General features: G+C 58.2%; 9 protein-coding genes. 6 read left to right on the forward strand and 3 right to left on the reverse strand.

From position 1 onward, the window contains the following. Nucleotides 1–636: 636 nt before the first annotated feature. Nucleotides 637–1,701: a hypothetical protein gene (locus CHN51_RS09705; RefSeq protein WP_164089098.1), complete on the reverse strand. Its 1,065-nt coding sequence runs from the start codon at nucleotides 1,699–1,701 to the stop codon at nucleotides 637–639. 185 nt (nucleotides 1,702–1,886) lie between these two features. Between CHN51_RS09705 and CHN51_RS09710 the strand changes: the two genes are divergently transcribed. Further along, entirely contained in the window at nucleotides 1,887–3,533 is a 1,647-nt protein-coding gene (locus CHN51_RS09710) for a DNA repair ATPase (protein WP_123906295.1), read from the forward strand. A 51-nt stretch (nucleotides 3,534–3,584) separates the two neighbouring features. Here CHN51_RS09710 and CHN51_RS09715 read toward each other — a convergent pair whose 3' ends face one another. Continuing rightward, entirely contained in the window at nucleotides 3,585–3,971 is a 387-nt protein-coding gene (locus CHN51_RS09715; RefSeq protein WP_346426343.1) for a DUF3592 domain-containing protein, read from the reverse strand. A 197-nt stretch (nucleotides 3,972–4,168) separates the two neighbouring features. Between CHN51_RS09715 and CHN51_RS09720 the strand changes: the two genes are divergently transcribed. The 5 genes from CHN51_RS09720 (at nucleotide 4,169) to CHN51_RS09740 (ending at nucleotide 11,673) form a co-directional block, all read left to right on the forward strand. Beyond that, nucleotides 4,169–6,556, forward strand: a complete 2,388-nt coding sequence (locus CHN51_RS09720; RefSeq protein WP_100093838.1) for an EAL domain-containing protein — start codon at nucleotides 4,169–4,171, stop codon at nucleotides 6,554–6,556. A 122-nt stretch (nucleotides 6,557–6,678) separates the two neighbouring features. Beyond that, nucleotides 6,679–8,208, forward strand: coding sequence for an NAD(P)/FAD-dependent oxidoreductase (locus tag CHN51_RS09725; protein WP_100093839.1), 1,530 nt, complete (start codon nucleotides 6,679–6,681; stop codon nucleotides 8,206–8,208). Between the two features lie 103 nt (nucleotides 8,209–8,311). Then, nucleotides 8,312–8,635 (forward strand): PilZ domain-containing protein, encoded by a 324-nt coding sequence (locus tag CHN51_RS09730; RefSeq protein ID WP_164089100.1) that lies wholly within the window; start codon nucleotides 8,312–8,314, stop codon nucleotides 8,633–8,635. Nucleotides 8,636–8,700: 65 nt separating this feature from the next. Further along, complete coding sequence (locus CHN51_RS09735) at nucleotides 8,701–10,215, forward strand: NAD(P)/FAD-dependent oxidoreductase (RefSeq protein ID WP_100093841.1); 1,515 nt, start codon at nucleotides 8,701–8,703, stop codon at nucleotides 10,213–10,215. 39 nt (nucleotides 10,216–10,254) lie between these two features. Further along, nucleotides 10,255–11,673: a leucyl aminopeptidase family protein gene (locus tag CHN51_RS09740; RefSeq protein WP_100093842.1), complete on the forward strand. Its 1,419-nt coding sequence runs from the start codon at nucleotides 10,255–10,257 to the stop codon at nucleotides 11,671–11,673. A 43-nt stretch (nucleotides 11,674–11,716) separates the two neighbouring features. Here CHN51_RS09740 and CHN51_RS09745 read toward each other — a convergent pair whose 3' ends face one another. Next, nucleotides 11,717–12,997, reverse strand: a complete 1,281-nt coding sequence (locus CHN51_RS09745) for a serine hydrolase domain-containing protein (RefSeq protein ID WP_100093843.1) — start codon at nucleotides 12,995–12,997, stop codon at nucleotides 11,717–11,719. Between the last annotated feature and the right edge of the window lie 71 nt (nucleotides 12,998–13,068).

Here is a 13,068-nt window from a genome sequence, read left to right on the forward strand (position 1 = left end):
GCGAAGGATATTCTTAAGCCCCTCCTTTTCAAAGGAGGGGTTGGGGTGGTTTCTTTCCTCTGGGCGCTGTGTTTGCGTTTCCATTCCGTCATCTCCGCTCCATCGCTTTTCGCTGACGCGAGCGATGCTTGCGCATCGCCACCACCCCAACCCAGTTCCGGGTGAAACGGCCCCCGGCCGTTTCAGTTCAGTCCGGGGGACTGATCGACCCGAAACTTCTAAAGATGAGGGGCTTAGATTGGGCTCAGGACAGGCAAAGGTCGAGACACTTGTCCCTTTCCGCCGGTCTCTCGACTGCGCTCGAGACGAACGGGGGGCGGGGCCATCATCGCGCTGCTGCGGCAAATAATCGTCATCCTGAACTTGTTTCAGGACCTCCGCCGGCAGCGCGCAGTCTCACGAGGTCCTGAAACAAGTTCAGGATGACGAAGCTGCTGCTTTCGATGACGAAGTTGTTAATCCGCATTGTCCCCATTCGCCTGAGAGGCCCTTCTCTATCAACATTCGTCATTGCGAGCGTAGCGACGCAATCCAGAGCGTCTTGTCACGATCGTCAGCATTTGCCGCTCTGCTTTGCCGCGTCGCTCCGCTCCTCGCAATGACGAGCGCCACCCGAAGTTTACAAACTTTACACTGTTATAGATTCTTTCCCTTCTCCCCCTCGTCACGTCGAAATTCGCGCATGGCTTCGGCGTTACAGGGCAGGGCGTTGATCACCGCTTCGTCGCGCGTGCCGGTGGGTGTCGCGGTCAGGCCGGGGACCTCGCGTTCCATTTCGGCGGCTTCTTCGGGAGTCATGCGATAATAGTCGGGCGGGCCGTCCTGATAGGGGAAGGCGATCGCGTAAAATTCCTCGCCCGTGTCTTCCACCGGCACCGGCCGCCCCTGCGCTTCGGCCCTGGCGGCCGCGATCGCCAGTTCCTCCTCGGTCGGCGTGGCGATCAGCGGCGCGGTGTCCTCGCCCACACGAATCGCGTCGAGCATATCGCCAAAGCGCGCCGCCCCGCGTTGCGCCGGGATCTGCTCGGCAATCTTGTCGAGCCGCGCCAGATGGGCGAGCAGCAGCCGGCTGTCATAGCGCCGCCGCGTCGCCACCACCTCGCCGTGGTAGAAGACCTCTTCCTCGACGCCTTCAATGGCCCGCTCCTGCAACTTGTCCTGCGCCTCCTCCCGCGCCAGCACCAGGGCCGCCAGCCACGCCCGCGCAAAATCCGGATCGCGCCGTTTCAGGTCATAGGCCGACTGGCGGCTGCGCTGGACAAAATAGGCCGACGCCTGGACATTGCCGGTCTGCGCGAGCGCTTCGAGGAATTTGACGCGGAGTTCGCGGTGCCAGCCGTCATGGCGGGTGCAGTCCCCCTCCCGCTCGCGGGAGGGGCTAGGGGTGGGGGTGTCTGTTATATTAGCACCAGCACTCTCGGTTTCACACTGGCCCACCCCCGGCCCAGTATCAGGTGGAACTGCCCCCGGCAGTTCCAGATCAGTCCGGGGGACGGATCGACCTGATACTCGCAAGCGGGAGGGGGGTATCACTTCTCCGCCATCACCTTCACTCTCAAGCCCCTCCTTTTCAAAGGAGGGGTTGGGGTGGTTACTCTCGTCCGAGCGGCCTTCTCGAGGCTCCGATCCACCTGCACCGTCCCCCGTTGCCTCACCCCGCACCACCCGCAGGCGGTGAATAAATTCGTCCTGAAATGTCATAGGTTTTACTCCTTGTATGGGACCATGCCGGCCGCCGCACAGCGGTGCGGGGGCTTGGGGATGGTTTGTTAAAGGGAGAAATAATAACCTATTTGGTTGAGTGTAGGAAAGGGGAAAATTGATTATCCTACGCATACCCAATAATAGTGTTTGACGTTTCTAGCTGTATAACTAATTATATTCCCATGAAAAAGATCAGTACAAATCCTTCACAACTTCGGCAAGGAATGAGTATCGGTACCGGCAATGCTGAGACCGATGATGAGTTTCTTTTTGATTGTTTTGTTAATCATGGTTCGAAGTTTGAGTTTGAAAAATGTAGTTCACCAAGGATGATCATCGCGGGTCGAACGGGGTCAGGGAAAACGGCAATTCTTCGTCAGATATATCATGAAGCTGAACATGCTGTGGAACTCGATCTCACAGAAATGTCTATGAACTATGTTTCAAATTCAGACGCCTTGAGGTTTCTCAATTCGATTGGCGCTGATTTGGATTTGTTATTCCAAATATTATGGAAACACGTTCTTTGTATCGAATTCATCCGACTTAGGTGGTCTGTAGATTCAGTTGAAAAATCAAATAGCATTTTCCAGAAAATAGTCGATCGTTTTGGCAATAATCCTCGGAAAGCGAAGGCGATCAAATACCTGAAAGACTGGGAGGGGCGTTTTTGGATAACGATGGATGAAAACATCAAAGAGATAACGGAGAGTTTTGAGAACAAGTTTGGGGCAGAATTTGGCCTTGATATTGAGAAGTTTTCCGCAGGCGGTCAATATGACAAAAGGATGAGTGTCGACAAAAAGAAAGAAATCGTTGCGAGAACAAAGCAAATCATTGATTCCAATCAACTCCAGGAATTAGCTCAGATTATTGATGTTTTAGCTGAATTGTCTGACTTGGAGGGGATGAAGAGTTATTATTTGCTTATCGATAAATTGGACGAACATTGGGTGGACGCAGAGGTTAGGTTCAAGATGATCCGCGCACTGCTATCCAGCTTACGCCAGTTTAGAAAAATATCTAATCTCAAGATATTGGCAGCATTGCGAACAGACGTTCGAGAACGAGTTATGTTGGAGACCACCGATCCGACTTTTCAGAGAGAGAAGTTTGATGATTATGCTCTCAATGTAACTTGGAAAAAACAACAACTTTTAGAGTTGGTTGATTTGCGAATAGGACAGCTATTTAAAAGGCAGTACACAAACGATACCGTAAAATATTCTACAATATTTCCGGCCAAAATGGCTAGTAACAAAGATACATTTTCTTGGATGCTTGAAAGAACACTAATGCGACCGCGGGATATTATACACTTTATAAATGAGTGTATTGATATGTCTGAAGGGGATTATGACATATCTGTGCGCAATATTAAAAAAGCAGAGTATGAATATTCGCGGAAACGTCGAGATGCTTTATTGCAGGAATGGTATAGTGCTCAACCTCATTTGGATGAGATGATACGGCTATTTGTCGATAAGGAGCGCCGAGTTTATAAGCTAGGCGCGATTCCAACTGACAAAATCCAAGAGACTGCAATGAATATCGCTGCACGACCAAACCCTCAGAAGGATCTTTTTTGGGATATGTGCAAAAACGTGTTCGATGGAGAGGGTGTTTCGGAAGTTGAGATGGTAAGCGTCGCCGCTTCAATATGTTATCGTGTAGGTGCTATAGGTTTGAAATTGAGCACCGAAGAACCGTTCGTCTATTCTCATTTAAACGAGCCGCTCATCCCATTCGATGTTCTTTCCACCGATACGAAAGTCAAAGTGCATCCTATGTTGCACGGCGCTTATAGAATATCAGTTGTTGGTGAATAATTTTAATTGGGTTGAGTTAAATCTGATTTATCAAGAAAATCGATATAACCCTCACCCCAACCCCGTAACCCCCAACAAACAAATCACAAACCCATAACCCAGCACGCCATACACCCCCGCCCGGAACCACGGATAGGGGATGCGCGCCTTGCCGGGGTGGCCGGTCGGGTGGACGACGGTCAGGCGCTCGCCGATTACCGGGGTCGGGAAGGGCGTGGTCAGGGGATCGCGGACCTCGATAAAGCCGCCGCGCTCGTCGGGCACCAGCAGCACCGCGCTGTACAGCGTCGCGCCGCCGCGCTTCTTGAGCTGGTGGCGGATGATCTGGGCGGGCACGCGGCGGGTGCCGCCGCGGATATACAGCAGATCGCTGCGCAGCATCAGCGCCAGTCCCGTGGCCGCCAGGGCCAGGCCGATCAGGAGGAAGAGCGTGTCGATGGTCGCGCGCTATCACGCTTTTGCCGGGCTGTTAAGTACCCTCTCCCGCACGGACGAAGGGGCGGGGCGGAGCGGGAAATCCGCAGCCGCCCCCTTAAATCCGGTTGGTCGCGACCGTTAGTAGCGGGGTTCGCATCGTGAAAATTGCGGTTGGTGGACGGCAATCCGGGCGGGTTTCCGGGAAACGAGGTGAATTCATGGTCGCAAAGGTGATGCTGCAGCGTCTGTTCGACATCCACAGGGAATTCTGGACGTTCAATTCCGAGCGCGATCCCGGCACGCGCGAATTGATCGCCCGGCAGCAGCTCAAGCTGATCGCCGATGTGTCGCGGATCATCGCCATCGCCATGATCCCGGTCGCGATCTACATGATGGTCAATCTGTTCATTCACGCCAGCGCACCGTTCATTGCCGCGGGTCTGTTCGGGATGGCGGTCATCATTTTCCTGTCGATCAGAAATTTCCGCCGGGACCTGATGCCGGATTTCGACTTCAGCACCTTCTATGCGTTGCGGCGGAAACTCTGCTACGAAAGCATCATCGTCGCCCTGGCGCTGAACCTGAGCCTCGCCTTTCCGCTGGCTTTCGGACAGATCCCGCTGAACGAGAACAGCGTGATCCTGATCCTCGGCAGCATCGTGATCGGCGGCTTTACCTATGGCAGCATCCCGCGCGCGCAGACCTTCGCGATCGCGATCTCGACCGGTCTGACGGCGATGGCCTTCTTCGTCGTCAATGGCATGACGGCGGTGCAGTCGGCGCTGCTGCTGGTCTTTTTCGCCCTCTGTATCGACTCCATCTACCGCCTCTTCTTCTTCAATTTCGCCAAGCGGCATATCTATGCGGCCAAGCAGAAGGACGCGGCGGAAACCGTCAAGCTGCTGCTCAACGACTATGCCGAGCAGAGTTCGGACTGGTTGTGGGAAACCGACGAGTCGCAGCGGATCGTCCGGGCGTCGGCCCGGTTCGCGGCGGCCGCCGGCCGGCCGGTTGGCGAGCTGAACGGCCTGCACATCGCCGACCTGTTCGAGGAGGGCGGGAAACGCCATATGCTGCTGCAGCGGATCGGGCAGGGAGAGCCGGTGCGCGAACTGGTGCTGCCGATCAAGGTTGACGGCGAAGACCGCTGGTGGCGGATATCCTGCCGGCCGATGGACAGGGCGGAAGGGCGGTCGAAGGCACTGCGCGGCGCGGCGACGGATGTCACCAACGAGAAACAGGCGAAGGACGAAGTCGCGCGCCTGGCCCATTATGACAGCCTGACCAATTTGCCCAACCGGGACCTGTTCAACCAGTCGCTGGAAAGCGCGCTGGCGCGGCTGCAGGGCGACCGCAATATCGCCGTGCTCTATGTCGATATCGACCGGTTCAAGGCGATCAACGACACAATGGGCCACAATGCCGGCGACCGGGTGCTGCAGGTGGTCGGCAACCGGCTGGCCACGGCGACCGGCGAAGAGGATATCGTGGCCCGGCTGAGCGGCGACGAATTTGCCATCTGCCTGACCGACGCCGGCGATAGCGGCGAAGTGGCCGAAATCGCGTCCGACATCGTCCACGCCGTGTCCCAGCCCTTCATGATCGACGGCCACAAGATCACTCCGGGCATCAGTCTCGGCATCGTCGTTTCCAACGACAAGTCGGAAACCGCCGAGGGCCTGCTGCACAACGCCGACATCGCGCTGTACAAGTCAAAGGACAACGGGCGGGGCCGGGTCACGCTGTTCGAGCCGCAGATGTTGCAGGCGAAACTCGACCGGCGCGAGATGGAGCTGGATCTGCAGGCGGCGCTGAAGGGTGACGAGCTGGAACTCTATTATCAGCCGGTCTTCGATATCGAGACCGAAAAACCGCTGGGCTATGAAGCGCTGATCCGCTGGAACCATCCGGCCAAGGGCATGGTCATGCCGAACGAGTTCATCCCGATTGCCGAGGCGACGGGGCTGATCATCCAGCTGGGTGAATGGGTGCTCCGCACGGCGCTGCTCGAACTGAAGAACTGGCCGGACCATCTCGGCGTCTCGGTGAACCTGTCGCCGGCGCAAATGCGCAGTCCCAATCTGCTGCCGACCATCATCAACGGCCTGGCGTCGGCGGGAGTCGCCCCGCACCGCCTGGAGCTGGAAATCACCGAAACGGTTATCATGAGCCACAACCAGGCCAATTTCGACCTGCTGAACAAGATCCACTCGCTCGGCGTCAAGATCGCGCTGGATGATTTCGGCACCGGCTACAGTTCGCTCAACTATCTGCGCAGCTTCCCGTTCAACAAGATCAAGATCGACCGCTGCTTTGTCGAGGATGTCGACGACCGGGAGGACTGCCAGGCGATCATCCGTGCGGTGACCGGCCTGGCGTCCAGCCTGGGCATGGTGACGACGGCGGAGGGCATCGAACGCGACGGACAGTTGCTGCAGGTGAAGCGGGCCGGCTGCAAGCAGGTGCAGGGCTATCTGTTCAGCAAGGCAGTCCCCGCCAGCGCGATCGCCGGCCGTGTGGTGCAGCAGCAACCCGAACCTGTCGCTCCGGACGCTATCGAGAAACCGGAGGCCGGTTTCGATCTGGCAGACCGCAGGCACGGTTAGGCCGGCCCGGCCGGCGCTGCGGCCAACCCGCTTCCGCCCCGCCCTTAACCGGCCAGTTAAATCTTCAATTGCAACTCGTCCCCGCCAATGGCATAACATGGAAAAAGCTGGGAGAGACGGCAATGGCGACTCAGATCGTGAATGAAGGCAGTGCAGCAATAGAATCGGTCGACGTGCTGATCGTCGGCGCGGGGATTTCCGGCATCGGCATGGCGGTGCATCTGCGCGACAAATGTCCGGGCAAGAGCTTTGCCATTGTCGAGCGCCGCGACGATATCGGCGGGACCTGGAACCTGTTCCAATATCCCGGCATCCGCAGCGACAGCGACATGCACACGCTCGGCTTCAATTTCGAACCGTGGACCGAGCAGAAGGCGATTGCCGACGGGCCCTCGATCATCAACTATCTCCACCGGATCAAGGCCAAGCATGATCTGGAGAAACATATCCATTTCGGCCACAAAGTGCTCTCGGCCAGCTGGTCGAGCGAGGATGCGCGCTGGACCGTGACGGCGGAGAAATCCGACGGCAGCCAGGTCGTGATGCACGCCAATTTCGTCTATATGGGCGCCGGCTATTATGATTATGACAATCCCTATGATGCCCAGATAGAGGGCTTGCAGAATTTCAAGGGCGAGGTCGTCCACCCGCAATTCTGGCCCAAGGATCTGGACTATGCGGGCAAGAAGGTCGTGATCATCGGCAGCGGCGCGACCGCGGTGACGATTGTCCCGGTGGTGGCGGAAAAGGCGAGCCATGTGACGATGCTGCAGCGCACGCCGACCTGGTATGCGGCGCGCCCGGCGAAGGACGGGCTGGCCAATTTCCTGCGCAAGATCATGCCGGAAAAATGGGCCTATGCGATCATCCGCAAGAAGAATGTGTGGATGCAGGACATCACCTTCCGCACCTCGCGCGACAATCCGGAAAAGGTCATTCGCAAGCTGGAAAAGCCGCTCAAGAAAGAGCTTGGCGACAAATATGTGAAGGAAGATTACACGCCGCCTTACGGCCCGTGGGAGCAGCGCCTCTGCCTGGTGCCCGACGGCGACATGTTCAAGGCGATTGCCGCGGGCAGGGCCGATCTGAAAACCGGCCATATCGATACGGTGACCGAAAATGGCATCAAGCTGAAGTCCGGCGAGACGCTGGACGCGGATATCATCGTCACCGCGACGGGGCTGAAGCTGGCGGTGGCCGGCAAGGTTGCCTTCGAGGTCGATGGCAAGCCGGTGCACTGGCCTGATCATTATTATTACAAGGGCTGCATGTTCTCCGACATTCCCAATCTGGCGATCGTGTTCGGCTATCTCAACGCGAGCTGGACGCTGAAGGCGGATATTGTCTCGGAATATACCTGCCGCGTGCTCAACCATATGGACGCGACCTCGACGCGGATCGCCAATCCGGTGCTGGACAGGGAGCTGGAGCAGGAGCAATTGTTCGATTTCTCGTCCGGTTATATCCAGCGGTCGATCGACGAACTGCCGCGCAACAGCACCGCCATGCCGTGGAAGCTCAACCAGGATTATCTGTTCGACCGGAAGATATTGCGCCACGATCCCGTCGACGACGGGGTGCTCAAATTTTACGGCCCCAATTCGCAGCAGGGTGCGGGGCAGGGCGAGCCGGCGCTGGAGGCCGCCGAGTAGGCGCAGCGGTCGCGCGTCGGCGCTCGAGAGCGCCTCTGGATGCTTAACCTTTTGTTGAGCAAGATCGCCTAGTCATTCCGGCAGGGGGCTAGGGATGGGCTACATGAATTCGCAATTTCGCACGGTGGAACCGGCGCTGATCGAGCAGCGCAAGGCGTTCCGCCATCCGGTGCAAATCCAGCGGACCGCGATCCGCCAACATGGCAAGACCGCCAAAAAGGGCGAGCTGGTGGATGTCTCCATCTATGGCTGCCGGGTTGCCAGCGATAGTATGATCGCCGAGGGCAGCCGGGTCTGGCTGCGTTTCGAAGACAGCAGCCCGATTACGGCAACGGCAATCTGGTGCAAGGATGGACATGTCGGCTGCCGCTTTGACGAAACCCTCGATCAGAAGCTGTTTCGACGCCTCACCCTGATCAGCGAGTAGCCGGGCCCCGGCCCTGACAAAACCGATTGCTTGCCAACTGACAATCATGTCAGTAAGGTAGCGATATGGAAAACAAGATTCTTGATGTGTTGATTGTCGGTGCCGGTTTGTCCGGTATTGGCGCGGCGGTTCACCTGACCAAAAGATGCCCGGGTAAAAGCTTCGCGATCGTCGAGGCGCGGGAGCGGCTTGGCGGGACCTGGGATCTGTTCAAATATCCGGGCATCCGCAGCGACAGCGACATGTATACATTGGGCTATAATTTCAAACCCTGGACCGCGCGCCGGGCGATTGCCGATGCGCCGTCCATCCTCGACTATCTCAATGAAACCGTGGAGGAATACGGCCTGCAGGACAGGATTCTGTTCAACAACAAGGTCGTCGACGCAAACTGGTCGAGCGAGGAGGCCTTGTGGACGGTCAGTCTGCAGCGTGGTGATGGGTCGATCGACACGGTCAAATGCAATTTCCTGCACATGTGCTCGGGCTATTACAGCTATGAGGAAGGCCATAATCCCGATTTTCCCGGCAAAGCGGATTTTGCCGGACCGATTGTCCATCCGCAATTCTGGCCCGAAGATCTGGATTATTCGGACAAGAAAGTCGTGGTGATCGGCAGCGGTGCGACCGCCGTAACGCTGGTTCCCTCGATGGCCGAAACGGCAGCGCATGTCACCATGTTGCAGCGTTCCCCGACCTATATCGTTTCGCGACCGGGCGAGGACAAATGGGCCTTGCGGTTGCGCAAATTCCTGCCTTCCAAGCTCGCCTATCTGCTGACGCGCTGGAAAAATGTGTTGATGGGCCTGTTCATGTTCAACCTCGCACGCAAGAAGCCCGCGGCGTTCAAAGGCCGGTTACTGGAAATGGTGAAAGAGGAAATGGGCCCCGATGTAGATATGGCCGATTTCACACCCAGCTATAATCCATGGGACCAGCGCCTGTGCCTGGTGCCCGACAGTGACCTGTTCAATGCGCTGAAATCCGGCAAGGCGTCGATCGTCACCGATCATGTCGAAACATTCACCAAGGACGGCATCCGGCTGAAATCCGGCAAGACGCTCCAGGCGGATATCATCGTCACGGCGACCGGCCTGAAAATGCTGACCGGCGGCACCGCGACCATTTCGGTGGACGGCAAGCTGGTCAAATTCGGTGACAAGATCAATTACAAGGGCGTCATGTTCTCCGGCATTCCCAATTTCGGGATGACCATGGGCTATACCAACGCCAGCTGGACGCTCAAAGCCGACCTGACCAGCGAATATGTCTGCCGGTTGATCAACTATATGGACAAGAACGGGACACCGATCGCCACCCCGACATTGCCGGCGGACGGACTGATCGGCACCGAACCGATGCTGGACTTCAGCTCCGGCTACGTCCAGCGCGCGATCAAGAGTTTGCCGAAACAGGGTGATCGCAAACCGTGGCGGCTCAACCAGAATTTTCCCAAGGACATCATCAACCTGCGCCACAAACCGGTCGACGACGGTGTGATGGTCTTTTCCAAGCCGGGCGCCGCGATCCTTCGCATGCCGACGAAGCGGGTCGAATCGGACACAATTGCCGCCGAATAGACACTCGCGCTTGGCCTTGTCTGAGGCTATAGCGGGCAAATGACTGATTTTAAGGCATTGATCGAGGCCGACACCGGCCAGAGCGCGCGCAATATCCAGCTACTGGATGTCGGCAATTTCGAAACATGGCTGAAAGGGCAGCCGGAGAATATCCGGGCGCTGGTCACGGCCAACCAGTTTTCCGGCAAGGCCGACAGCTTTCTGCTGCTGCCGCCGGTCGGCGGTAAAAGCGAGGACAAGTCGGTGGCGACCGATTTCTCGGTGGTGGCGGGTGTGCCGGACCAGGCGAAGCTCGATGCTTGGTCGCTGGCCAGACTGGGCAGTGGCCTGCCCGAGGGCAATTACCGGCTGCAGGATGTCAGCGCCAAGGGTGCGCTGTTCGGCTGGCTGATCTCGCAGCATGAATTTGACCGTTACAAGGAACTGCCCGACCGGCAGGGGCCGAGCGTGCTGCTGGTCAACGATGCCATTGGCCAGCGCGATGAAGCGGTGCGTCAGGCCGAGGCAACCGCGATGGTCCGTGATCTGGTCAATACGCCGGCGGCCGACATGGGCCCGGACAGGCTTGAGGACATCGTCGACAAGCTGGCGGGCGAGCATGGCGCAGAACTGAAAGTGACGCGCGGCGACACGCTGGAAGAGCATTTCCCGATGATCCACGGCGTCGGCAAGGCGGCGATGCGCGCCCACGCGCCACGCCTGCTCGAGCTGAAATGGGGCAGGGCCGACCATCCGAAAATCGCAATCGTCGGCAAAGGCGTGACCTTTGACAGCGGCGGGCTTTCGATGAAGTCGCCCGCAGGCATGATGCTGATGAAAAAGGATATGGGCGGCGCTGCCCATGCCATCGCGCTGGCGCGGATGGTGATGGAAGCGAGGCTGCCGGTGCAGCTGCACCTGCTGGTTCCGGCGGTGGAAAATGCGATCGACGGCAATGCCCTGCGGCCGGGCGACATATTGCACAGCCGCAAGGGACTGACCGTCGAGATTACCAATACCGATGCCGAGGGTCGGCTGGTGCTGGGCGATGCGCTGACTCTGGCCGGCGAGCAGGAGCCGGAATTGATCATCGACTTTGCGACGCTGACCGGCGCGGCGCGGGTTGCGCTGGGGCCGGATCTGCCGGCGATGTTCTGTGACGACCGGGCGATGGCGGACGGGCTGCTGCAGGCCGGAGAGGAAGAAAGCGATCCGCTCTGGCAGATGCCGCTCTGGTCCGGCTATGACGCGATGCTGAGCAGCAATATCGCCGATTGCGTGAACAGCGCGTCGGGTGGCTTTGCCGGCTGCATCACTGCGGCATTGTTCCTGAAGAAATTTGCGCCGGAATCGGTGCCCTGGGCACATTTCGACACATTCGCCTGGCGACCGGCGGCCAAGCCGGGCCGGCCGCAAGGTGGTGAAGCGCTCGGCCTGCGCGCGAGCTGGCGCTATCTACAGGGACGCTACGGGCAGTAAGGTTAGCAAGCAGCCTGTCTGAAAACTGCTGACGACAGGACCGTCAGGCCGATTGTCTTCGCTTTCGGGACAGGCGACGCATTTGCCGCCACCCGACGAGCAGCCCGACAATCAGGATCGCGATGCAGCCGAACAGGATCCAGGTGAACATCCCGTCCATCCTGGCGGCGAAGGCGAGATTGTCGACATTGCCGGTTTTCCAGAAGACCCACTCGCTGGCGATCGTGGTGGCGAGTATGGCACTGCCGGTCTCGAGGATGACAATGCCATCACCGCTCGCGGGGTCGACCCGCACCGCACTGTTGATGGCAGGCTCGTTCTTTCCGTCATGGCCGATGATGAAACCGCCCTTGTTGTCCGGCGCGAGCAACATCGGCCCCAATCCCCAGATATCGGCGCCCAGCGATGACGCGTGAGGTGTGGCCATGGTGGCGAGAATATTTTGAGACAGAACCTTCTGCTGGCTTCCCGGCAGCTGGGCGAGAGCGAATGTGGTCATGTCGGCAGGCGTGGTAAACAGGGATGTCGCCGCCAGCGCCGTATACCAGCGGAACGGCTCGCTATCGCCATCCAGCGTGAAATTCTCGGCGAGGCCCATCGCCTGCGCCTTGTGGTGATCGAAGGTCGTCCGCGTCATGCCCAGCGGTGTGAATATCCGTTGCTCCATATATTCGGGGAAGGAGAGACCCGAGACTTCCTCGACCATCAATTGCAGCAGGGTATAGCCGCCGCCCGAATAGTTCCACGCCGCCCCCGGCGTTTCTCCGACCCTGACCACGCCCGACTTTCCGGGCGAGGCATCGGCGGCGCGGGTCAGCGAATCTTCCAGCGTCTGGACGGCGTCCGGCGTGGCAAAGCCATTATAGCCGAGCCTGTCATCCAGGCCCGCCGTGTGGCTGAGCAAGCGGCGGACGGTCACCTGTTCGTGATCGAATTTGCTTTCCGGCAATGTCCAGCGTTCCAGATAATTTTCCACCGGAGCGTCGAGGTCGACCAGACCATCCTCGACAAGCGCCATTACGCCCCAGGCGGTAATCCATTTGCCGAGCGAGGCTACCTGATAGACGGAATTCTCATCAACCGGAGATCCCGTTGACCAGGAAAATTTCTCGACAGGCTTGCCATTTTCAATCAGCGCGAAACCGAGATTTCCGCGATGCCCGGTTTCGATCTTTGTGCGGGCGGCCTGAACGAAATCTGCCGGCGCTGCGGAACTCGTCATGGGACGGTGCCACCATCCTTCGCTGGTACCGATGAAAAGCGCGGCGGCCCAGAGCGCCATCGCTGCCAATGTGGCGATGCCGGTGATGACAAGTCTGATCATATTCCATTCCTTCTTCGCTTGGCGTCGCAAGACAATCAACCATTCTGACCGGCGGGCCAATCAGGCTGCTG

The organism is Sphingorhabdus sp. YGSMI21, assembly GCF_002776575.1.
In the GTDB taxonomy this organism is placed as follows: domain Bacteria; phylum Pseudomonadota; class Alphaproteobacteria; order Sphingomonadales; family Sphingomonadaceae; genus Parasphingorhabdus.

Excerpts from the sequence above, each read along its gene's own strand:
- CHN51_RS09705 (WP_164089098.1), bottom strand. The coding sequence starts at position 1,701 with ATGACATTTCAGGACGAATTTATTCACCGCCTGCGGGTGGTGCGGGGT.
- CHN51_RS09710 (WP_123906295.1), top strand. The coding sequence starts at position 1,887 with ATGAAAAAGATCAGTACAAATCCTTCACAACTTCGGCAAGGAATGAGT.
- CHN51_RS09720 (WP_100093838.1), top strand. The coding sequence starts at position 4,169 with ATGGTCGCAAAGGTGATGCTGCAGCGTCTGTTCGACATCCACAGGGAA.
- CHN51_RS09725 (WP_100093839.1), top strand. The coding sequence starts at position 6,679 with ATGGCGACTCAGATCGTGAATGAAGGCAGTGCAGCAATAGAATCGGTC.
- CHN51_RS09730 (WP_164089100.1), top strand. The coding sequence starts at position 8,312 with ATGAATTCGCAATTTCGCACGGTGGAACCGGCGCTGATCGAGCAGCGC.
- CHN51_RS09735 (WP_100093841.1), top strand. The coding sequence starts at position 8,701 with ATGGAAAACAAGATTCTTGATGTGTTGATTGTCGGTGCCGGTTTGTCC.
- CHN51_RS09740 (WP_100093842.1), top strand. The coding sequence starts at position 10,255 with ATGACTGATTTTAAGGCATTGATCGAGGCCGACACCGGCCAGAGCGCG.
- CHN51_RS09745 (WP_100093843.1), bottom strand. The coding sequence starts at position 12,997 with ATGATCAGACTTGTCATCACCGGCATCGCCACATTGGCAGCGATGGCG.